The 20,317-nt window shown below is 61.3% G+C and carries 20 protein-coding genes and 1 pseudogene; 12 read left to right on the top strand and 9 right to left on the bottom strand.

Annotated features, from left to right (window positions below; translation table 11 throughout):
- Nucleotides 1-7: 7 nt before the first annotated feature.
- The 3 genes from ACA071_RS23985 to ACA071_RS23975 all read left to right on the top strand — a co-directional run bounded on the left by ACA071_RS23985 (nt 8) and on the right by ACA071_RS23975 (nt 4,297).
- Nucleotides 8-2,701, top strand: a complete 2,694-nt coding sequence (locus ACA071_RS23985; RefSeq protein ID WP_497641409.1) for a DUF4118 domain-containing protein — start codon at nt 8-10, stop codon at nt 2,699-2,701.
- Entirely contained in the window at nt 2,698-3,390 is a 693-nt protein-coding gene (locus tag ACA071_RS23980; RefSeq protein ID WP_497641408.1) for a response regulator, read from the top strand. Before ACA071_RS23985 ends, ACA071_RS23980 begins: the two co-directional genes overlap by 4 nt.
- A gap of 409 nt (nt 3,391-3,799) precedes the next feature.
- A complete protein-coding gene (locus ACA071_RS23975; RefSeq protein ID WP_497641407.1) occupies nt 3,800-4,297 on the top strand; it encodes a GNAT family N-acetyltransferase in 498 nt (165 codons plus the stop codon).
- A 122-nt stretch (nt 4,298-4,419) separates the two neighbouring features.
- Here the strand turns inward: ACA071_RS23975 and ACA071_RS23970 are convergent, their stop codons facing one another.
- Both ACA071_RS23970 and ACA071_RS23965 read right to left on the bottom strand, forming a co-directional pair.
- Nucleotides 4,420-5,025: a pyridoxamine 5'-phosphate oxidase family protein gene (locus ACA071_RS23970; protein ID WP_497641406.1), complete on the bottom strand. Its 606-nt coding sequence runs from the start codon at nt 5,023-5,025 to the stop codon at nt 4,420-4,422.
- Between the two features lie 18 nt (nt 5,026-5,043).
- A complete protein-coding gene (locus ACA071_RS23965) occupies nt 5,044-5,529 on the bottom strand; it encodes a GNAT family N-acetyltransferase (protein WP_497641405.1) in 486 nt (161 codons plus the stop codon).
- A gap of 141 nt (nt 5,530-5,670) precedes the next feature.
- Between ACA071_RS23965 and ACA071_RS23960 the strand changes: the two genes are divergently transcribed.
- From ACA071_RS23960 to ACA071_RS23945, 4 genes are all read left to right on the top strand, one after another.
- The gene (locus ACA071_RS23960; protein WP_497641404.1) at nt 5,671-6,096 is read left to right on the top strand and encodes a YybH family protein; all 426 of its coding nucleotides are present in this window, start codon (nt 5,671-5,673) and stop codon (nt 6,094-6,096) included.
- 79 nt (nt 6,097-6,175) lie between these two features.
- The gene (locus ACA071_RS23955; protein WP_497641403.1) at nt 6,176-6,520 is read left to right on the top strand and encodes a YciI family protein; all 345 of its coding nucleotides are present in this window, start codon (nt 6,176-6,178) and stop codon (nt 6,518-6,520) included.
- Between the two features lie 26 nt (nt 6,521-6,546).
- Nucleotides 6,547-7,038: an SRPBCC family protein gene (locus tag ACA071_RS23950; RefSeq protein WP_149657815.1), complete on the top strand. Its 492-nt coding sequence runs from the start codon at nt 6,547-6,549 to the stop codon at nt 7,036-7,038.
- Nucleotides 7,038-8,273, top strand: a complete 1,236-nt coding sequence (locus ACA071_RS23945) for an RNA polymerase sigma factor (RefSeq protein WP_497641402.1) — start codon at nt 7,038-7,040, stop codon at nt 8,271-8,273. Before ACA071_RS23950 ends, ACA071_RS23945 begins: the two co-directional genes overlap by 1 nt.
- Nucleotides 8,274-8,393: 120 nt before the next feature.
- On the opposite strand, the gene ACA071_RS23940 is transcribed toward ACA071_RS23945, so the two are convergent.
- A complete protein-coding gene (locus ACA071_RS23940; protein ID WP_497641401.1) occupies nt 8,394-9,119 on the bottom strand; it encodes an SDR family oxidoreductase in 726 nt (241 codons plus the stop codon).
- A gap of 111 nt (nt 9,120-9,230) precedes the next feature.
- On the opposite strand from ACA071_RS23940, the gene ACA071_RS23935 reads away from it, so the two are divergent.
- The gene (locus ACA071_RS23935; protein ID WP_497641400.1) at nt 9,231-10,070 is read left to right on the top strand and encodes a LysR family transcriptional regulator; all 840 of its coding nucleotides are present in this window, start codon (nt 9,231-9,233) and stop codon (nt 10,068-10,070) included.
- A 166-nt stretch (nt 10,071-10,236) separates the two neighbouring features.
- Here ACA071_RS23935 and ACA071_RS23930 read toward each other — a convergent pair whose 3' ends face one another.
- Nucleotides 10,237-11,091, bottom strand: coding sequence for a LysR family transcriptional regulator (locus ACA071_RS23930; RefSeq protein WP_497641399.1), 855 nt, complete (start codon nt 11,089-11,091; stop codon nt 10,237-10,239).
- 89 nt (nt 11,092-11,180) lie between these two features.
- Between ACA071_RS23930 and ACA071_RS23925 the strand changes: the two genes are divergently transcribed.
- Nucleotides 11,181-11,618: a multidrug/biocide efflux PACE transporter gene (locus ACA071_RS23925; RefSeq protein WP_497641398.1), complete on the top strand. Its 438-nt coding sequence runs from the start codon at nt 11,181-11,183 to the stop codon at nt 11,616-11,618.
- A gap of 156 nt (nt 11,619-11,774) precedes the next feature.
- Here the strand turns inward: ACA071_RS23925 and ACA071_RS23920 are convergent, their stop codons facing one another.
- On the bottom strand, nt 11,775-12,701 hold the full coding sequence (locus ACA071_RS23920) for a LysR family transcriptional regulator (RefSeq protein ID WP_497641397.1): 927 nt from the start codon (nt 12,699-12,701) through the stop codon (nt 11,775-11,777).
- A gap of 112 nt (nt 12,702-12,813) precedes the next feature.
- Between ACA071_RS23920 and ACA071_RS23915 the strand changes: the two genes are divergently transcribed.
- Nucleotides 12,814-13,665 (top strand): NmrA family NAD(P)-binding protein, encoded by an 852-nt coding sequence (locus ACA071_RS23915; protein WP_497641396.1) that lies wholly within the window; start codon nt 12,814-12,816, stop codon nt 13,663-13,665.
- Nucleotides 13,666-13,749: 84 nt separating this feature from the next.
- Here ACA071_RS23915 and ACA071_RS23910 read toward each other — a convergent pair whose 3' ends face one another.
- Nucleotides 13,750-15,363 carry an inorganic phosphate transporter gene (locus tag ACA071_RS23910; protein ID WP_497641395.1) on the bottom strand — a complete coding sequence of 538 codons (1,614 nt, stop codon included), beginning with the start codon at nt 15,361-15,363 and terminating at the stop codon, nt 13,750-13,752.
- A 229-nt stretch (nt 15,364-15,592) separates the two neighbouring features.
- Nucleotides 15,593-16,615 carry a transporter gene (locus ACA071_RS23905; RefSeq protein ID WP_497641394.1) on the bottom strand — a complete coding sequence of 341 codons (1,023 nt, stop codon included), beginning with the start codon at nt 16,613-16,615 and terminating at the stop codon, nt 15,593-15,595.
- Between the two features lie 428 nt (nt 16,616-17,043).
- Here ACA071_RS23905 and ACA071_RS23900 point away from each other — a divergent pair, with 428 nt between their 5' ends.
- Nucleotides 17,044-18,669, top strand: coding sequence for a methyl-accepting chemotaxis protein (locus ACA071_RS23900; RefSeq protein ID WP_497641393.1), 1,626 nt, complete (start codon nt 17,044-17,046; stop codon nt 18,667-18,669).
- Nucleotides 18,670-18,780: 111 nt separating this feature from the next.
- Nucleotides 18,781-19,218, top strand: coding sequence for a hypothetical protein (locus tag ACA071_RS23895; protein ID WP_497641392.1), 438 nt, complete (start codon nt 18,781-18,783; stop codon nt 19,216-19,218).
- On the opposite strand, the pseudogene ACA071_RS23890 reads toward ACA071_RS23895, so the two are convergent.
- Nucleotides 19,215-19,703: pseudogene (locus ACA071_RS23890) on the bottom strand (sensor histidine kinase); the annotation flags it as partial. The gene ACA071_RS23895 and the pseudogene ACA071_RS23890 overlap by 4 nt on opposite strands.
- A 239-nt stretch (nt 19,704-19,942) precedes the next feature.
- Entirely contained in the window at nt 19,943-20,248 is a 306-nt protein-coding gene (locus ACA071_RS23885; protein WP_497641391.1) for a PepSY domain-containing protein, read from the bottom strand.
- Nucleotides 20,249-20,317 lie beyond the last annotated feature (69 nt).

The raw sequence follows: 20,317 nt of genomic DNA, 5'->3' as shown, positions 1-20,317 counted from the left end.
GATTGCCATGCCCGTTTTTGATACGTTCACCGCTTCACGTGGCGGCCGCCCTGATCCCGACGCGCTGTTGGAGAAGCTGCAACAGGACGAACAGACCGCCCTGCGTGGGAAACTGCGCATCTACTTCGGCTCTAATGCCGGCGTCGGGAAAACCTGCGCCATGCTCACCGCGGCCCAACGCGAAGTGACCCAGGGCCGTGATCTGGTGGCTGGCGTGATCGAAACCCATGGCCGCCGGGAAACCGCCGAACTGCTCGCCGGCCTGGAACTGCTGCCGCGTTATAACGTGATGCATCGTGAGTGTGCCCTCAGCGAGTTCGATCTGGATGCCGCGCTGGCGCGGCGTCCGGCGGTGCTGCTGGTGGATGAGCTGGCCCACAGCAACGTCCCCGGTTCGCGTCACCCCAAGCGCTGGCAGGATGTCGAAGAACTGCTGCGCGCCGGCATCGACGTCTGGACCACCCTCAATGTCCAGCACCTGGAAAGTCTCAACGATATCGTCAGCGGGATCATCGGCATCCGGGTGCGCGAGACCGTGCCTGATCATCTGTTCGACGCTGCGCATGAAGTGGTGGTGATCGATCTGCCACCCGATGACTTGCTGCGCCGTCTCAAGGAAGGCAAGGTCTACCTGCCACCCCAGGCCGAGCGCGCGTCCCGGCACTTCTTTCGCAAGGGCAACCTGCTGGCCTTGCGCGAGCTGGCGCTGCGACGTACCGCTGATCGCGTCGATGCACAGATGCGCGTCTATCGTCGCGAGCGGTCGATCAACACCGTTTGGCCCGCACGCGAGCGTTTGCTGGTCGGGGTGGCGGGGCACCCTTCGGATGAACGCCTGGTGCGGGAAGCGGCGCGTCTGGCACAAAAGCTTGAGGCGGACTGGATTGTCGTCCATGTGCCTTCGGCGCAGCACCGTGGCGCGGGGGCGAGCCGCTATGCCGCCGCGATGAAAACCCTGGCGCTGGCCGCCGAGTTCGGCGCGGACACCGCCACGTTGTCGGGCATGGACGTGGCCGAGGCACTGGTGGCGTTTGCTCGTGAGCACAACGCCAACCGTTTGGTGCTAGGGCATTACCCACGCAAGGTCTGGCAGTTCTGGCACCAATCGGTCAGTGACCGCATCAGCCGTCGTCATCCCGAGATCGATCAGATTGTCATCGCGCATGGCCCGTTACCCATCGTGGTGGCGGTCGCGGCCAATACTGATGCAGCGCTGCCGCCCAGCAGGGCTGCGGCGTATCTGTGGGCCAGCCTGGCCTGTTTTACCGCCACAGCGGTGGCTGCCTTGCTATTGCAGGTGTTTGATCTGGCCAACGTGGTCATGCTGTTTTTGCTCACGGTGGTGCTGGTCGCCCTGCGCTACGGGCGAGGGCCGGGTGTGTGGGCGGCGATGCTGGCGGTGCTGTGTTTTGATTTTTTCTTCGTCCAGCCCCGCTGGTCGTTCACGGTCAACGACACTCAGTACTTCTTTACCTTCGCCCTGATGCTGGGGATTGCGTTGATCACCGGGCAACTCACGGCACGCTTGCGTCATGAAGCCCGTACCGCTGCCGGCCGTGAACGGCGGGCGACGTCGTTGGCCAGGTTGGCGCGCGATTTGTCGGCGGCGCTGACGGTGGAGCAGATCACGGAGGTGGCACTGCGCACCTTCAGCGGGGTGTTTGAAGCGCGGGTCGGGCTGACACTGCCGGACGCCGCAGACAGCGTCCAAGCGCGTGGCGCGGGTGCATTCCCGATCGATCAAAGCATTGCCCAATGGGTTTACGACCATGGCCAACCTGCCGGCCAGGGCACCGACACGCTGGCTGCCGCGCTGGGCCGCTATTTGCCGTTGAAGGCGCCCATGCGTGTGCGCGGCGTGTTGGTGCTCGAGCTGGCTGAACCCGAACGGTTGAACGAGCCTGAAGAGCAACGCCTGCTTGAGGCCTGCATGAGCCAACTGGCAATCGCGCTGGAACGGGTGCATTTCGTCGAAGTGGCGCAAAGCACCTTGGTGCAGATGGAAGGCGAGCGCATGCGCAATACCCTGCTGGCGGCGATCTCCCATGACCTGCGCACGCCGCTGACCACCATCATCGGCGCAGCCGATGCCGCGGCGCCCCATGCGCCGGCCGGCCCGCTGACGCAGTTGCTGGGCGGCATTCGCGATCAGGCCAGCTCCATGCAGCGGTTGATCGAAAACCTGTTGGACATGGCCCGGATGCAGGAACGCGGTGTACGCCTCAACCGGCAATGGCACTCACTGGAGGAAATCGTCGGCAGCGCTTTGCGTCAACTGCGCGAGCCGTTGGCGCGGCATGTGGTGCGCACCGCGTTGTCGCCGCAGTTGCCGTTGGTCGACGTCGATGCACTGTTGATCGAGCGCGTGCTGGTCAACCTGTTGGACAACGCTGCCAAGTACACTCCGGCCGGAACGCTGGTGCAGGTGGCGGCCCGGCAAGAGGCGGACAGCATTGTGCTGGAGGTGATCGACGCCGGTCCCGGTTGTCCTCAGGGCAGCACGCCTCAGAGCTTGTTCGAACCGTTCACCCGGGGTCAGCAGGAGTCGGCTGTCGCCGGCATCGGCCTTGGGCTGGCGTTGGTAAAACGTATTGTCCAGGCCCATGGCGCAACGATCGAGGCTCAGCCTCAGGCCGCCTCGGGCATCCGCTTCGTCATCACACTACCGGCGGGTCATCCGCCCTCCATGGAATCGCTATGACCAGTGCACGCATCCTCATTGTCGAGGACGAGGCCAACATTCGCCGTTTCGTCGGTATCGCGCTGCAGGACGAAGGTTTTCAAGTGTTCGAGGCCGACACCGTCAAGCGCGCCCTGATCCACGCCGCCAGTCGTCAACCGGATCTGGTGATTGTCGATCTGGGCTTGCCCGACGGCGACGGTAAACAATTGATCAGTGAGTTGCGGGGATGGATGACGGTGCCGATTCTGGTGCTGTCGGCCCGTGATCGTGAAGAGGAAAAAGTCGCGGCCCTGGATGCGGGGGCGGACGATTACCTGGCCAAACCCTTCGGTGTGCCCGAGTTGCTCGCACGTATCCGCGCCCAGTTACGCCGGCATTTGCAAAAGGGCACCGACGCGGTCACCAGCAAGGTGACATTCGGCATGATCGAAGTGGACTTGGCCACGCACGAGGTTCGGCGTGAGGGCCAATCGGTCCATCTGACGCCTATCGAGTATCGCTTGCTGTGCGCGCTGATTCGCGGACAAGGCCGGGTCATGACCCATCGCCAGCTACTGCTGGAAGTGTGGGGCCTGGATTACGTCGATCGTGCTCACTATCTGCGGGTGCACATGGCGCACCTGCGGCAAAAACTGGAGGCCGACTCGGCCCAGCCGCAGCATTTCATCACTGAATTGCAGGTGGGTTATCGCTTGGTCGGGCTGTAAGGCACGGCAGGCGCGGGTTGCTGCGCCTGGCCGTGGGTCACTCACTTGTTTTTCTTGATCCGGCGCTCGTGCAGGAAATCGATGTACAGCGTGACGAAGCCGAACGAGGTAATGCTGAACAACACGAGTAGGCCGATTTGAGTCGTGCTCATGATCAAAGTCCTGTGGGTGGGACGAGGAGCGCTTAACCTGCCGTGGCTGGGCGTCGTCAATCGTCGAGGCACAGATAAATAGTACGAACCCTGGACCTTGGGGAAGCGGTTATATGAAAGCTTTACGGCCCTGTCCTAGAACGCTATGCACTTCATACGAGCGGTGGACATCGGGCGTTCGAAAGGAGGCAAGTATTGTTAGAATCGGCGAGCGCTATCCTGTCATTCCACCTGCCCCAAGGTCGTTGCAATCCGCCATGAACTCGTCGAACCCTGTTATCCGAAACGTCCTGCCCGCTGATCTGGACCGCTGCTACGCCATCGAAACCGTGGCCTACGAAGGCGACGAAGCCGCCACCCGGGAAAAAATCGCCACCCGCATCGCCACCTGGCCAGAAGGCTTCATCGTCGCTGAAGTGGACGGCGTTGTAGCCGGTTTTATCAATTCCGGTGCGGCGTTTGAAGTGGAAATGTCGGACGAGGCGTTCAAGGAACTGATCGGCCACGACCCGAAAGGCCCGCACGTGGTGATCATGTCGGTGGTGGTGCATCCGGATTATCAGGGGCAGGGTCAGGCGAAGCGCTTGATGAGCGAGTTCATCGAGCGGATGCGCGGGCTGAACAAATCCACCATCCATTTGATGTGCAAGGAACGGCACATTCCGCTGTATGCGGGATTTGGGTTTGCCTACATCAAGCCATCGGCGTCGGACCATGGCGGCATGGCGTGGCATGAGATGACGCTGAGCCTGTAAACCCAATCCCCGTAGGAGCTGCCGAAGGCTGCGATCTTTTGATCTTTGGCGGCGTTGAAACGGTTGAAGATCAAGATCAAAAGATCGCAGCCTGCGGCAGTTCCTACGAGGTGGTGGTCGTGTCAGTAGAGACTATCGCGCACCCGCGCCGGTGCTTCCCGATCATACGTCTCGGCATCGAACTGCCCATCATTCAAGCGTTTGTGAAACGCACCCGCCGTCGGCAGGGCAGAGCGGTCCAGATAGCGTTCCGGGTTCCACAACTCCGAACGGACAATCGCTTTGGAACAGTGGAAATACGCCGCCTCCACGGCCACCAGCATCACCGTGCGCGCCGGTTTGCCGTTGACCGCAAAACTCTCCAGCAGCGCAGGTTCGGCGCTGATCTGCGCCGTGCCGTTGACCCGCAAGGTCTCGCCAATCCCCGGAATGATGAACAGCAGCGACACCCGTGAATCGAGCACCACATTGCGCAGGGTGTCGATGCGATTGTTGCCCGGACGATCCGGGATCGCCAGGGTGCGCTCATCGATGATCCGCACAAACCCCGGCGCGTCGCCCCGAGGTGAGCCGTCCATGCCATCCGGGCCGACCGAGCTGATGATGATCAGCGGCGAGGCGCGGACCATCGCTTGATAGTCCTCGTTTAAAAAAGGGATCTGCTTGCGCACCGCGCGGTCGTGGGGTTGGCCGTAGATCGCTTCCAGCTCTTCGATTGAATTCACCATCGTTTTTCCCTCAACGAATCAGAACACCAGGCCCATCCGCCGTTCGTAACCGATCCGGCCCTTGTACGCCTCACCACTGTCGACGAAGCCAAATTTTGCATACAGCGCAATGGCCGCTTCGTTGTCGGCGTCCACTGACAACTCAATACCCTTTATTTCCGGGAACGCCTGGCGTGCGACGTCGGGCAGCGCTTGCAAGCAGGCCTTGCCATACCCTTTGCCCTGGGCGCGTTGATCGACTTGCAAGGCGTGCAACGTGGCGCTGTGTTCATCGGCCCAGGCCGGTAGTGCCGGTGGGCGTTTGAGCAGCAGGAACGCGACGGGAATGTCCTCGACCAGCAAGGCAAAACCTTTGACGCCGGGACCGGGTTTGGACAGCAAGGAGTGCAACGCACCGTGGATGTCGCCGGAAAACTTGATTTGTTCTTTGTGTACTTCGATGGCCTCGACCTGCCGGCACTGGTGCGCGTTCAGGCTTTCGTAAGGCACGAGCTGAGTTGCCACTGGAGTGTCCTTTTCCCTCTGCAAATGAGCCTCGGATTCTAGCGAGTTTGCGTGGTTGGATTATTTTTATTTCAGTTGTCGATTCAACGTTACGCCGAACGACTAAGGGTGTCTTCACCACAAAAACCACGGAGAACCACCATGAACGCGCAAACCCAAATCCATAGCCTGATTGAAAGCTACCGCCAGGCCGTCATTGCCAAGGACGTGGAAAAAGTCATGGCGCTGTATGCCGCCGACATCGTGTCCTTCGACGCGGTCAAGGCCCTGCAATTCAAAGGCAAGGCGGCCTACCGCGCGCACTGGCAAGAATGCATGGAAATGTGCCCAGGCCCGCACATCTTCGAGTTCCACGAGATCGACATCGCGCCCTCCCAGGAGATCGCCTTCGCCCACTGGCTGGCCCACTGCGGCGGCACCAATGACAAGGGCGAAACCCAGGCCTGCTGGATGCGCGTCACCCAGTGCTATCGGCAAGAGGCGGGGCTGTGGCAGATCGTCCATGAACACTGGTCGGCACCGTTCGACATGACCAGCGGCGCCGCTCTGTTCGATCTGAAACCCTGATCGTCGGGCTTACTCGTCGGAAAAGCAGCCGACCCGCCAAACAGCAGCCATAGTTGATCAGCCGATCACGGAGAGCCCCATGAAATACCTATGCCTGGTTTACAGCAACGAACAGGCGTTGCATTCGCTGCCCGACAGCCCGGAAGACGCCGAGTGCATGGCCTACGCCGAATCGATCCAGGGCAGCGGCCGGATGGTCGCCGCCGAGGCGCTGGAGTCGGTGCAGACCGCCACCACCGTGCGCATGCGTAACGGCAAACTGTCGATCACCGACGGCCCGTTCGCCGAAACCAAGGAGCAGTTGGCCGGCTTCTACCTGATCGATGCCAAGGACCTCAACGAAGCCCTCCAGGTCGCCGGCAACATCCCGGCGGCCCGGGTCGGCTGTGTCGAGGTGCGTCCCGTTCGCCAGTTGAATCCCTGAACAATCAAAACAAACAGGAGATCTGCATGAGCCCGCAACCCTTTAAAAAACAGCCTGCCGAATTCGAACTGTCCATCAGCCGTCTGATCGACGCGCCACGCCGCAAAATTTTCCGCGCCTGGACCGAGCCGGCCTTGCTCGTCCAGTGGTGGGGGCCGCATGGCATGACCACGCCGGAATGTGAAATGGACCTGTGGGTCGGCGGTCAGTTTCGCACCCTGATGCGTGCGCCGGACGGCAGCGAATACCCGACCATGGGCGTGTTTCTGGAGATCGTCGCGCCTGAGCGGTTGGTGTTCACCGATGCGTTTATTCCCGGTTGGATTCCTTCGGGCAAACCGTTCATGAGCGCCGAAGTGACCCTTGAAGACCGGGACGGTAAAACCCTCTACACCGCCCGCGCCATGCACTGGAGCGAAGAAGATCGCCAGGCCCACGAGGCCATGGGTTTCCACGACGGCTGGGGGCAGAGCCTGGATCGGTTGGTAACGCTGGTGACCGAAGGCATGCCCGACTGATGTCGGCCGAGTCGGTCAAGGCACAGGTCGAGCAGGTCTACCGCGAAGACTCGCGGCGGATCCTCGCGACGCTGATTCGTTTGCTCGGTGATTTCGACCTCGCCGAAGAGGCCTTGCACGAGGCGTTCTTCGTCGCGGTCGAGCGCTGGCAGCGCGATGGCGTGCCGGACAATCCGCGTACCTGGCTGGTGTCTGCCGGGCGCTTCAAGGCGATTGATGTGTTGCGCCGCCGCGCTCGTTTCAAGGCGTCGCGGCCGCTGCTGATCGCGCAGCTTGAAGAGCTGGAGCAGGCCGACTGGAGTGACGAAGACGTGGAAGATGATCGCCTGCGCCTGATCTTCACCTGCTGTCACCCGGCACTCGCGGCGGACGCCCAGGTGCCGCTGACCCTGCGGGAAGTTTGCGACCTGACCACGGAAGAAATCGCCCGCGCGTTTCTCTCGGCGCCGGCCACCATCGCCCAGCGCATCGTGCGGGCCAAAGCGAAAATTCGTGACGCGAAAATCCCTTATCAAGTGCCATCGCTGGCCGAATTGCCCGAGCGTCTCGACAGCGTGTTACGGGTGATTTACCTGGTGTTCAACGAAGGTTACTCGGCGTCCATCGGTGCTGAACTGACTCGCGAAGACCTGACCCGCGAAGCGATTCGCCTCGGGCGGTTGTTGGTGGAGTTGTTGCCCGAACCGGAGGTGATGGGGTTGCTGGCGCTGATGCTGTTGCACGAGTCCCGGCGACCGGCCCGGACCTCGGACACCGGCGAGTTGATCCTGCTGGATGAACAGGACCGTTCGTTGTGGGATGGCGAGATGATTGCCGAAGGCTGCGCGCTGGTGGAGCGCGCGCTGACCCTGCGGCGCTTCGGGCCATATTGCCTGCAAGCGGCGATTGCGGCGGTGCATGCCGAAGCCGAGACAGCAGGGGAGACCGACTGGCCACAGATTGTCGGGCTGTATGACTTGCTGCTGCGGGCGCTGCCGTCGCCGGTGATCGAACTGAACCGCGCGGTGGCGCTGGCCATGCGCGATGGGCCGTTGGCGGGGTTGACGGTGGTCGAAGATATTTTGGCGCGGGGGGAGTTGCTGGATTACCACTTGGCGCATTCGGCGCGGGGGCAGTTTTGTCGGCAGTTGGGACGGGTGGGGGAGGCGCGGGAGGCGTATCAGCGGGCGCTGGAGTTGACGCAGCAGGAGCCGGAGCGGCGGTTTATCGAGGGGCGATTGCAGGAATTGAAATGACTGATCGTTCCCACGCTCCGCGTGGGAATGCATCCCGTGACGCTCTGCGTCACATTCAGAAGCGTAACGCGGAGCGTCCCTGGCGGCATTCCCACGCGGAGCGTGGGAACGATCATGGGGTCAGGCCTGCTGCCGTGTGGCGGTCAGCACGATTTCGCGAACACACACGTTCTGCGGCTGCTGATACGCATAGGCAATCGCCGAAGCCACGTCCTCAGCGCTCAACACCGTGCCGCCCATGTCCTGTTTCCAGGCCTGGTAACCGGTCTTGATCGCCTCATCCGTGGTGTGGCTCAGCAACTCGGTTTCCACCGCGCCCGGCGCAATGGTGATCACCCGCACATTGTGCGGCGACAGTTCTTCACGCAGGTTTTCCGACAGGCCATGCACCGCGAATTTGGTGCCGACATAGGCCACGTGATTCGGGAACGTCTTGCGCCCGGCCACCGAGCTGATGTTGATGATCGTGCCGTGCTTGCGCTCGACCATCCCGGCGACGACCGCATGCACGCCGTTGAGCAAACCTTTCACGTTGACGTCGAGCATCCGGTCCCACTGCGCTGGATCTTGTTTGATCATCTCGCCAAGCAACATCACTCCGGCGTTGTTGATCAAAGCATCCGCCGGGCCGAATTGCGCTTCAGCCTCGGCGACGGCGGCGAGCAGGGCGGCGCGATCGGTGATGTCGACGCGGCGGCTCAGGCTGTTCGGCAATTCCAGGGCTTCCAGGCGCTCGACCCGACGGGCCAGCAGCAGAAGCGGATGGCCGGCGGCGCTCAACAGCCGTGCGGCGGCTTTGCCAATGCCCGAACTGGCCCCGGTGATGATGATCAATGGCTTGCTCATGGCTAGACTCCTGAAATAAGAAAAACAAATCACTCAAGCTGCGGCGCAGTATATTTAGCGCTGTCCGGGCTGAAAAATGCCTTATTCCTCTGTCTGCTATCGGAATCTCCTATGGATATCCGTCATCTCAAAGCCTTCCTCGCGGTGTTCGAGGAACGCAATATCACCGCGGCGGCGCAACGGCTGTTCATCAGTCAGCCGACTTTGTCGGTGACCATCAAGCAACTCGAAGACGAAATGGGCGCGGCGCTGTTTGTACGTCTGCCCCGTGGTGTGGAGGTCAGTGACGAGGCGCGGGTGCTGTACCCGCAAGCGCGGCGGATGGTGGCGGAAGCCGAGGCCTTGAGCCGAATGTTCCGTGGCCGGGAGAACCGTGTGCCGCTGACCCTAGGGATTGAAGGCGATATCGCTGACCGGCAAATCGAAGCCTTCGTGCGCATGGCCCATCAGGCCTTGCCCAATCTGTTGCTGACCCTGGAAGAAGGTTGCCACGGCGATGCCCGGTTGGCGGTGGAAGAGATGTGCTGCGAGGACGAATTGTTCCTGCCGTTGTGGGAAGAGTCTTATGTGATGGCGCTGCCGGTCGGGCATCCGATGGCGGCGGAATCGGCGCAAGCCTGGACGCCGATCGATGACTGGATTACCTGCCCGCAGCATCCGTCGCATCAGCGCTTGATGGCGTTGTACGGGCGCTCGCCGGAAGCGGTGGCCGGGCATGCCGGTTCATTGAAACAGGCGTTGCACATGGTGGCGGCCGGGGTTGGTGTGGCGATGTTGCCGCAGTCGTTGGTCAGCGGGCATGAACGGGTAGTGACCCGGACCTTGCACCTGCCGGCACCGACGCGCCGGGTGGGGTTGTGTTATGCGGCGCAGGCGCTGGAGTTGCCGGCGTTGCGCGGGTTGCATGAGTATTTTCAGGTGAATCGGCCTGTAGCGACTGAAGCCGCGTAAGAACCCCCGGTAGCCGCTGTCGAGCACCGCGAGGCAGCGTTCGGCGGCGAAGCCGTCGTGAAATCAGATGACGCGGTGTTTCAGGTAAACCTCGCGTGTAGGGTTTGCGACGGCTTCGCCGCCGAACGCTGCCTCGCGGTGCTCGACAGCTGCTACGGAGGGCGATCTACTCCAACATCTTGCTAAGTAACCAACTCCCCGCCGGCCCCGGCGGATGCAGCCTTGACCACAGCGTATCGACATACACCGGTTTCGGCCAGCCGCGCACCTCCAGCTCCACCAGCGACCCAGCGCCAAACCGTCCCACCAGCCAGCGTGGCAGCGGCGCCCAGCCGAATCCGCCCTGGGCCATTTCCAGTAGCATCAGATAACTCGGCGCCGACCAGACCCGGCCCTTCGCCCGGCTTTCATACGGATTGACGATGGTCGCCAGGCGTAATTCCCGATGCTGCTGCAACACGTCCTGATCGATCCCGCTCAGCGTCGCCAACGGGTGTGTACGAGAAACGAACAGCGCAATTTCCGTGCGCTCATCGACAGTCGAACTGACCAGATCCGGCGGATAACTGTCCTGCATTTCGGCAAAGGCAACATGAGCCCGGCCCCGTTGCACCAGCGCCACCAAGTCATCGCATTCGGCGATCAGGCATTCCAGCTCCAGGTCTGGATAACGCTGTTCGAACGCACTGAGCGCCGCTTCGAAGCGGTCGGATTGATAAGTATCGGAAATCGCCACCGTCAACTTCGCCTCGACCCCTTTTGAGAGTTGGCTGGCGGTCATTTCCAATCGGCTGGTGGCCGCGAGGATTTCTTCGGCCCGTTGCAGCATCACATGCCCGGCCGGGGTCAGGCTGGGCTTGCGGCTGCTGCGGTCGAACAGGGTCAGATTGAGGTCGATTTCCAGGCTCGCCACCGCCGCGCTGATGGTCGACTGACTGCGTCCGAGTTTGCGCGCCGCCGCGGAAAAGGAACCTTGGGTCGCGGCCTGGACAAACGCCAGTAACACTTCGTGGGAAGCCATGAACTATCGCCTTGATCGATGGTTATTGATTATGAAGTATCGGTGCGCTGACAGATCATGGCAACCACAGTCACTCAGGGAGTCTGGCCATGAACGCCAACAAATCCATTACTGAACGTATTTTCCAGGCCATCGGTTTTGAACTGCTGGCCGTATTGATCTGTACCCCGCTGCTGGCTTGGGTCATGGACAAACCGATGCTGGAAATGGGTGTGGCAACCGTCGCTATCGCCGCCCTGGCCCTGGGCTGGAACGTGGTGTTCAACGGGTTTTTCGACCGGTTGCTCAAGCGCTATGAAATCGTGCGCAGCGCCTGGGTCCGGGTGGTGCACGCGCTGTTGTTCGAGGGCGGCTTGATCGTGATGGGCGTGCCGCTGATTGCCTGGTGGCTGAGCGTCAGCCTGTGGCAAGCGTTCCTGCTGGACATTGGTGTGCTGCTGTTCTTCCTGCCGTACACCTACGTTTACCACTGGGGGTATGACGTGGTGCGGGAGCGGTTGGTCTTGCGCTCTTCTTGCCAAGGCTAATGATCACGGCTTCGTAGCAGCTGTCGAGCACCGCGAGGCAGCGTTCGGCGGCGCAGCCGTCGTGAAATCAAGCTATGCGGTATGTCAGGCAGACCGCGTACGCAGGGTTTACGACGGCTTCGCCGCCGAACGCTGCCTCGCGGTGCTCGGCAGCTGCTACAAGGGGCCTGTCGCTCCGTCACACAACTCACTCACAAACCCCAAAAACGCCCGCACCTTCGCCGCCGGCAAATGCCGCGACGGGTACAACGCATACAACGGAAATCGCTCATCCGGCCAATCAGGAAACAACTCCACCAACCGTCCTTCCTCTAGCGCCGGAGCGATCCCCAGGTCCAGCACTTGGGCAATCGCCTGGCCACTTTCGCAAACGCTGTGCAACGTACCGACATCATTCACCAGCAACCGGCAATGCGGCTGCACATGCAGCACCGCGCGGCCCGGACGATGAAACTCCCAGCCAAACGGTCGCGCCGTTTGCGGGTCGCGAAACTGCACGCACGTGTGTCGCTCGTCTTCCATGTCCAGCGGCGCCAGCGGTCGGCCATGACGCTTCAGGTACGCCGGCGACGCCAGCGTCAGCACGCGCACCTCCAGCAACTTGCGCGCCACCAGCGACGACGACTGCGGATGGCCGAACCGCACCGCCAGATCAAACCCGTCCGCCACCATATCCCCGAGTTGATCACGGGTTTGCAGCTCCAGATACAGCTCGGGATAGCGCGCCATGAACTGTCCCAATTTGGGCCCCAGAATCAGCCGCGAAAAATACGGGTCCATGTTCACCCGTAGCCGACCACGTACCTGGGTGGCACTGGTCGAGGCCGAGTTGGCTGCCTCTTCCAGACTGGCCAGCAACGGCGCGATTTCACCATGGAAGCGCCGACCTTCATCAGTGAGCGTCACCGTGCGAGTAGTGCGGTCGAACAGCCGAATGCCCAGGCGTTTTTCCAATCGAGCGATGGCCCGGCTGACACCCGACGGCGTCAATTCCAGCGCTTCGGCTGCCCGCACGAAACTGCCGCCATCGACCACCGCGCTGAACACGCCCATCCCGCTGGCAAGGCTTGCGTCGAAACTCATTAATGACTCCCGATCATTTGTTCAATGACATTCATGCTATCGGAGAATGTCAGCCCTCGGCTCAATAATCTGCCATCGCGACAACCGTCGCCATCCAACAGGAGAACAGCTGATGTACGCAGTCATGGGCATTACCGGGAAAGTGGGCGGCGCGGTCGCCCGGACGTTACTGGCCGCCGGTCACAAAGTGCGCGCGGTGGTGCGCAGTGCCGATAAAGGCGCGGTGTGGGCCGGGCAGGGGTGTGAATTGGCCGTGGCGGATGTCGATGACTGTAACGCCATGATTGAGGCGTTTACTGGCGTAAAAGGGGTGTTCGTGATGATGCCGTCGAACTTCGACCCGTCCCCAGGCTTCCCGGAAACCCGGCAAGTAGTGGAGAACATTCGCTCGGCGCTTGAAGTTGCACAGCCCGGCAAAGTGGTGGGGCTGTCGACTATCGGCGCTCAGGCCTCCCAGCCGAACCTGCTTAATCAATTGCGTTTGCTGGAACTGGCGCTTAACGATCTTGTATTGCCAGTCACCCTGTTGCGACCCGCCTGGTTCATGGAAAACGCGTTGTGGGACGTCGAACACGCGGTTGGCTCCGGGAGCATTCCATCTTTCCTGCAACCGCTGGATAAACCGGTGCCGATGATCGCCACCGCCGATGTCGGTCGAGTCGCCGCAGAACTATTGCAGGAGGACTGGAACGGTCAACGCATCGTCGAACTCGAAGGGCCGCAACGGATTACGCCGCTGCAACTGGGCGCCGGGTTCAGCGAGTTGTTGGGTAAACCGGTGCGCATGCAAGTGGTGCCACGGGAGACCTGGCAGGGCTTGTTTGAAAGTCAGGGGATGCGCCATCCGATGCCACGGATGCAAATGATCGATGGCTTTAACGAAGGCTGGATCGAGTTTGAAGGCGAACCGCGCAAAGGCCGGATCGAGTTGTTGACCGTACTCAAGCAGTTGCTGACGAATTAGACCTGTAGGAGCATGGCTTGCCCGCGATGGCGTTCTTGAAATCGCCATCGCGGGCAAGCCTTGCTCCTACAGGTTCGGGGTGGGTCAGAAAATCTTGGTGAACAACCAGTACAAACTGCCCGACAGCAGGATCGCCGCTGGCAAGGTCAGCACCCACGCCATCAGCAGGTTGCGGATGGTCTTCATCTGCAAGCCGCCGCCGTTGGCGACCATGCTCCCGGCCACCCCCGAGGACAACACGTGGGTGGTGGAGACCGGCAGGCCAAACATGTCGGCGGCGCCGATGGTCAGCATGGCCACGGTTTCTGCCGAGGCGCCTTGGGCGTAGGTCAGGTGGGTCTTGCCGATTTTTTCACCGACCGTCACCACGATCCGCTTCCAGCCGACCATGGTGCCCAGCCCCAGCGCGATGGCCACGGCGATCTTCACCCACAGCGGAATGAAGCGCGTCGAATTGTCGATCTGTTGTTTGAACAGTTGCAGCTTGCCGCTGGTGTCGGCGTCGAAGTTGCCGACCTTGTTCTTGTCCATCAGGCGAATGGTTTCGCTGGTCAGGTACATGTCGTTACGCACGTTGCCCACGGCCTCGGCCGGGACTTTCGACAGCGAGCCATAACCCTTCACTTCGTTACCGATATTGCCGGCCAGCGCGGCGAGGGCAGGGATCAGTTGCGGCGTGGCTTCTTTGCTGCGCACGTAATCGGACAGCACCGCACGTGGGTCGCCAGGTGCCGGCAGCGGCGTGTTTTTCACCAGCGCTTGCTGGGTGACTTCAGCCACGGCAGCGAACTGCAACGCTTGATCGGCCGGCATGGTGCGGTTCAGCGCATAGGCCATTGGCAGGGTGCCGACCAGAATCAACATGATCAGGCCCATGCCTTTCTGGCCGTCGTTGGAACCGTGGGCGAAGGACACGCCGGTGCAGGTCAGGATCAACAGACCACGAATCCACCATGGTGGCGGAGCATCGCCTTCCGGTGCCTTGTACAGCGCACGATTTTTGACGAACGCGCGCAAGGCCAGCAGCAACAGCGCGGCAAAGCCGAAACCCACCAACGGCGAGAGCAGCAGTGCGTAACCGATCTTGGTCGCCTGCGCCCAATCCACGCCGCTGGTGCCATCGCGGCCGTGCATCAGGGCATTGGCCACGCCGACGCCGATGATCGAACCGATCAGGGTGTGCGACGACGAGGCCGGCAAGCCCAGCCACCAGGTGCCGAGGTTCCACAGGATCGCGGCGATCAACAGGGCGAAGATCATGGCGAAACCGGCGGAGGAACCGACTTGCAGAATCAGTTCCACCGGCAGCAGGGCGATGATGCCGAACGCCACCGCGCCGCTCGACAGCAACACGCCGAGGAAGTTGAAAAACCCGGACCACGCAACCGCGAAGTTCGGCGGCAGCGAGTTGGTGTAAATCACCGTGGCCACGGCGTTGGCGGTGTCGTGGAAACCGTTGACGAATTCAAAACCGAGGGCAATCAGCAGCGCCACGCCGAGCAGCAGAAACGGGGTCCAGGTGGTCACCACCGTGCCGAGTTCGTGCATGTCGTGCATCAGGCTGTAAGCGGTGAACAACAATCCGCTGGCCAGTACACCGAAGAAAATCACCAGGGTGAACAGACCGGGTTTTTTATCAAGCTGCGGTCTGGCGCTGCTGGCGGGCGCCTGGGCAGCGGTCAAGGAAGGAGTAGCCATGCCGGACAATCCTGAGCGAGGAAGGAGTGTCGCCCATGATCGTTTCAAAATGTGACAGAGAGACTGCGGTGGGTCAGTGTTTGGGTTTTATTCCTGTTACCTTCGGTCGGAAGATGATCGTTCCCACGCTCTGCGTGGGAATGCCTCCCCGGACGCTCCGCGTCCGCTTTGGGACGCAGAGCGTCCCTGGCTGCATTCCCACGCGGAGCGTGGGAACGATCACGTCAGGTTAGTAATCCTGGCGCTTACGAAACGCCCAGCGCCCGGCAATCACGGTAAAGGTCGCCACCAGCGCCACCAGAATCCAGAACCCTTCCGGGTCGCCGGAGAGCGGCACGCCACCGACGTTCATCCCGAAAAAACCGGCAATGATGTTGATCGGCAACGCCAGCACCGTCACCACGGTCAGGGTAAACAGCGTGCGGTTGCTCTGTTCGTTGAGGTTGGCGGCGATCTCTTCCTGCAACAGCTTGATCCGTTCACCGAGGGCCGTGAGGTCGTTGATGATCAGTGCAAACTCCTCGGTGGATTTGCGTAACTCTTTGACGTCCTCCTTTTGCAACCATTGCGGCGGCCGGTTCAGCAAACGCAGCAACGATCCCGGCTCCAGCGCCAACAACCGTTGCAGCCGCACCAGCACCCGACGATTGGCGCCCAGTTCGGCACGGTTGGTCGACAGCCGCGAAGACAGCAATTCATCCTCGATCCGATCGACACTCTGGCTGGTCTTGCGCACGATCTGCGTCAGCACTTCGCCCTGATCGCGCAGCAGGTGCACCAGCAATTCCAACGGCGAGCGAAAGCACTCGCCGGCCTTCACCGAAGAACGCAGCTTGTCCACCGAGTGCAGCGGTTGCAGGCGCGCGCTGATAATCAGCTTGCTGCGAGCGCAGACCCACAGCGTCGAGACATCCGAGGACACCATGCTGCTGAGGTTGAACACCACATCGTTGACCACCGCCAACAACGCCGAATCGACGTGCTCGATACGCGTTGAGCGCGAGCCTTCGTGCAACGCTTCGAAAAACTCCTCGGGCAATTCCAGATGGCTTTTCATCCAGCGCTCGCACGCGGCGTGGGCCAGGTTCAAGTGCAGCCAGAGGAACTCATCGCTGTCTTCAGACTGTTGCAAACAGCGCAATGCCTCGGCCGAATCGATCTCCCGGCCGCGCTCACCCGGACGAAAACGGAAGCCGTAAAGCAGGCCGAACAAGTCAGTGTCGCGGTGAGTGTGATCGATGCTGTGGTTCATGAGGTCTCGTTGGGAGGGGCATTCATCCGTAGCCACGTAGCCACGTAGCCACGTAGCCACGTAGCAGCTGTCGAGCGGAGCGAGGCAGCGTTCGGCGACGCAGTCGTCGTCAAACCTGAACACGCGGTTCTCCTGAAACACCGCGGTGGCTGATTTCACGACGACTTCGTCGCCGAACGCTGCCTCGCTCCGCTCGACAGCTGCTACCGGGCATCATCGCAAGGTGTCTTGACGGTTTTGTGACAGTTACGTGGCGCGCAAACGTGTGCGTCACCAATCGTCGGGATTGATTCAAGAACTGCTCTGGCACGCCGATGACGCAGGTGCTAGGTTGCGCGGCTTCGGCCACGAGCCGAGATTGCAGACAGGGAAGTTTGGACGTCTTTCACGCCCAACCAGGCGTGCCTCTTTCCTGTCATGAGTATCACTTGATGCTGCAGAAATCCCTGAGAGCCCAAATCCTCGCGTTGCTGAGCGGCAGCTTGTTGGCGATATTGCTGATCGCCTTGGCTTGCTTTCACTACCTGTCCAGCGGCGTGCAAAGTTACGCCAACCTGATCGACGGCCCGCTGCATACTTCGCAACTGATCGATGAAGCCAACCTGCAATTCAAGGTGCAGGTTCAGGAGTGGAAAAACGTCCTGCTGCGCGGCAAGCAGCCGGCCGATCTGGACAAATACTGGAAGCAATTCGAAGACCGTCAGCGCGACGTGCAGGGCATCCTCGGCGAACTGGCCGGGCAGAAAGGCCTGGATGGTCAACTCAAGACCCGCATCGAACGTTTGCGTGACGAACACCGTCAGTTGGGCAGCGCTTACCAGAAAGGTCGTGATGCTTATGTAGCGGCGGGTGCCGACCCAACGGCCGGTGACACCGCCGTCAAAGGCGTGGACCGCGCCACCAGCGATCAGATGAGCGAATTGGTCGGTGAACTGCGCAAGCAGGGCACCGAACAATCGGCGCAGATCAGCGCCGCTGCCGAGCGCACGGTCATGCTCGGGATTATCGTGATGCTCGCCTCGGGTCTGTTGATCGGCCTGTTGAGCCTGTGGTTGATCAACCGCAACCTGGTTGACCCGATCCGCAAACTGATCGACTACGTGGCACAACTCAGCCAGGGCAAGTTCGCCGACCGCGTAGCCAGCACCCGTCAGGATGAACTGGGCAAACTGGCCATGGCCGCCAACACCCTGCGCGACTTCCTCGCCGAAACCTTCAGCCGTTTGCAGCGCAGCGCCAAGGACCTGGACAGCGCCAGCGGCGAGCTGAACTCCATCGCCACCCTGATGGCCAGCGGCACCAACGAGCAGTTCAGCCGCACCGATCAGGTGGCCACGGCGATGAACGAAATGTCCGCCACCGCCCAGGAAGTGGCGCGTCACGCAGCAGACGCGGCACGTGCGGCCGACGATGCCGACCAGTCCGCTCAGCAAGGCGAAAAGGTCATGCAGGGCACCATTCACACCATCACCCAAATGCGCGGCGAAATCGCCAACACCGCCACCGTCATCCGTCGTCTGGAAACCGACAGCGGGCGCATCGGCAAAGTACTGGAAGTGATTCGCGGCATCGCCGAACAGACCAACCTGCTGGCGCTCAACGCGGCCATCGAAGCGGCCCGTGCCGGTGAAGCCGGGCGCGGTTTTGCGGTGGTGGCCGATGAAGTGCGCAGCCTGGCCCAGCGCACGGCGGCATCGATCATCGAGATCAACCAGATCATCCAGACCGTGCAAACTGGTGCCGTGGACGCGGCCCAGGCGATTGAAAGCGGCCAGTCACGCAGCGAAGAAAGTGTCGCGCAGGTGACCGAGGCCGGCGCCATGCTGGAGCGCATCACCCATGCCGTGGAGGCCATCCGCGACATGAACCGCCAGATCGCCACCGCTGCCGAAGAGCAGACCTCGGTGGCCGAAGACATCTCGCGCAACCTCACCGAGATCACCACCATCGCCAGCACCAACCTGGACAACGTGCAACGCACCGAAGCGGCCAGCCACAACCTGCACGGGTTGTCGGGCCAGTTGAACGAAGTGACGGCGCGCCTGAGCGCTTAAGGCAAAAGACTGTGTACCGGTTTGCTTACCAAACCGGTACACAGTCGATCTCAAGTCTGGCCAGCCGATGTCGATGATGGACTTAACCTGAACCCACATAGGATAAGTCCCATGGTCAGCATCACCTCGGTTTCGATCAACCAGACCCTCTCGACGCCTTCGAGCAAAACCGCGATCAGCGACAGCACCGACGACGCGACGTCAGCGACCGCGGCTGCCTCCAGCGATACCACCAAGGCTTCTGCGAGCGGTGCGGCACCGGCTGCCGGTGGCGGCAGTTCGAGCAGCAGCACTGAATCCGACACGGTGAAAGAACTGCGCAAGCAGATCGCCGAACTGCAAAAGCAACTGCAGGAACAACAGCGGCAATTGCAAGCGGCTCAGGCCAAGCAGGAAAGCGCCGATGCCAAAGCCGCCAACGTAGCCGCCGCGCAGTCGCAGATCGCGACCACCTCGGGCTCGTTGCAAACCGCCACGGCGGCGTTGTTGCAGGCGTTGCAGGATGAGGGCAGCAGCACGTCCGGGTCGATGGTCAGTACGTCGGCTTAATGGGCTGCCGGCAGGCTGAACGTAAACAGCGTGCCGTTCTGCGCCGTGGACGCCACGTGCAGTTGGCCGCCATGGGACTGGGCAATCTGGCTGGCAATGTAGAGGCCCAGTCCGAGGCCGGCCCGAGGCGTGTCGCGGGTCGGTCGCGAGTAGGGCTGGAAGAGATGGGGCAACACTTCTTCGGGGATCGTCCTCTGATTCTTCACCCCCAGCATCAAGGCACCCTGATCCACCTGCGCGATGACTTCGATGTCACCTTGGGCATCGCCATGGGCGATGGCATTGGCCAGCAGGTTGGAGAGCAATTGCGCGACACGCTCGCGATCGCAATGGATGCCTTGCAACTCACCGATCGATGCGCGGATGACCCGTTGCAGGTGCACGCCCTGTATCTCTGACATCACATGTTGCAAGGCATCGCCCAGGTCCGCGCAGGTCTCGATGTTAAGCGGGATGCCGTTGCCCAGGCGTCCACGGGCGAAGTTCCGATGGTGACGATGTCTGCCGCCGCGGTTTGCTCCATCTTCATTTATCTCTGCGTGAACCCGTGGGGATTCTAGCGACCCTGGCGCGCGCAGGCATAAAAAAACGCACGACCCGAAGATCGTGCGTTCTTGAATCCGGCAAAAACCCTGTAGGAGCGAAGCGTGCTCGCGAAAGCGGTGTGTCAGTCACATCAATGTTGAATGTGCTGCCGTCTTCGCTCCTACAGGGATAACGGGGATTATGTGTCTTGCTTGTTGCTCAGGACTTTGCCGGTGGCGGCATCGAAATCCACGTCCCATTCAGCGCCTTTGGCATCTTTCAGTTCAACTTCGTATTCGTAGCCGTTGAAGTGGTTGTCCAGATCGGTGTCGGTGATGGTCGCGCCCGGATGCAGTTTCAGGGCCGCCTGGTTCATTTCTTCCAAAGGCTTGATCTTGCCGCTTTTGACCAGCTCAGGGATCTGGTCGACGCGAATATCAGCTTGGGCCATGCCAGCAGTGAGGGTCAGGGCAGCGGCGGTGAACAGGGCAGTCAGGGTTTTCATAAGATTCTTTCCTTGGGGTGATCTGTTTAAGTGGGCTCAGGTTAACCGGCGCAACTTAATTCACCCTTA

Source organism: Pseudomonas sp. LBUM1646 (assembly GCF_059716165.1).
The sequence above is the reverse complement of the archived record's forward strand: the minus strand, read 5'-3'. Positions and strand labels throughout refer to the sequence as shown.

What these genes read in the sequence shown, in the direction of transcription:
- ACA071_RS23895 (WP_497641392.1), top strand. Translation starts at nt 18,781, where the DNA reads ATGGTCAGCATCACCTCGGTTTCGATCAACCAGACCCTCTCGACGCCT.
- ACA071_RS23975 (WP_497641407.1), top strand. Translation starts at nt 3,800, where the DNA reads ATGAACTCGTCGAACCCTGTTATCCGAAACGTCCTGCCCGCTGATCTG.
- ACA071_RS23945 (WP_497641402.1), top strand. Translation starts at nt 7,038, where the DNA reads ATGTCGGCCGAGTCGGTCAAGGCACAGGTCGAGCAGGTCTACCGCGAA.
- ACA071_RS23985 (WP_497641409.1), top strand. Translation starts at nt 8, where the DNA reads ATGCCCGTTTTTGATACGTTCACCGCTTCACGTGGCGGCCGCCCTGAT.
- ACA071_RS23940 (WP_497641401.1), bottom strand. Translation starts at nt 9,119, where the DNA reads ATGAGCAAGCCATTGATCATCATCACCGGGGCCAGTTCGGGCATTGGC.
- ACA071_RS23960 (WP_497641404.1), top strand. Translation starts at nt 5,671, where the DNA reads ATGAACGCGCAAACCCAAATCCATAGCCTGATTGAAAGCTACCGCCAG.
- ACA071_RS23885 (WP_497641391.1), bottom strand. Translation starts at nt 20,248, where the DNA reads ATGAAAACCCTGACTGCCCTGTTCACCGCCGCTGCCCTGACCCTCACT.
- ACA071_RS23935 (WP_497641400.1), top strand. Translation starts at nt 9,231, where the DNA reads ATGGATATCCGTCATCTCAAAGCCTTCCTCGCGGTGTTCGAGGAACGC.
- ACA071_RS23950 (WP_149657815.1), top strand. Translation starts at nt 6,547, where the DNA reads ATGAGCCCGCAACCCTTTAAAAAACAGCCTGCCGAATTCGAACTGTCC.
- ACA071_RS23955 (WP_497641403.1), top strand. Translation starts at nt 6,176, where the DNA reads ATGAAATACCTATGCCTGGTTTACAGCAACGAACAGGCGTTGCATTCG.
- ACA071_RS23915 (WP_497641396.1), top strand. Translation starts at nt 12,814, where the DNA reads ATGTACGCAGTCATGGGCATTACCGGGAAAGTGGGCGGCGCGGTCGCC.
- ACA071_RS23910 (WP_497641395.1), bottom strand. Translation starts at nt 15,363, where the DNA reads ATGGCTACTCCTTCCTTGACCGCTGCCCAGGCGCCCGCCAGCAGCGCC.
- ACA071_RS23905 (WP_497641394.1), bottom strand. Translation starts at nt 16,615, where the DNA reads ATGAACCACAGCATCGATCACACTCACCGCGACACTGACTTGTTCGGC.
- ACA071_RS23925 (WP_497641398.1), top strand. Translation starts at nt 11,181, where the DNA reads ATGAACGCCAACAAATCCATTACTGAACGTATTTTCCAGGCCATCGGT.
- ACA071_RS23980 (WP_497641408.1), top strand. Translation starts at nt 2,698, where the DNA reads ATGACCAGTGCACGCATCCTCATTGTCGAGGACGAGGCCAACATTCGC.
- ACA071_RS23930 (WP_497641399.1), bottom strand. Translation starts at nt 11,091, where the DNA reads ATGGCTTCCCACGAAGTGTTACTGGCGTTTGTCCAGGCCGCGACCCAA.
- ACA071_RS23970 (WP_497641406.1), bottom strand. Translation starts at nt 5,025, where the DNA reads ATGGTGAATTCAATCGAAGAGCTGGAAGCGATCTACGGCCAACCCCAC.
- ACA071_RS23920 (WP_497641397.1), bottom strand. Translation starts at nt 12,701, where the DNA reads ATGAGTTTCGACGCAAGCCTTGCCAGCGGGATGGGCGTGTTCAGCGCG.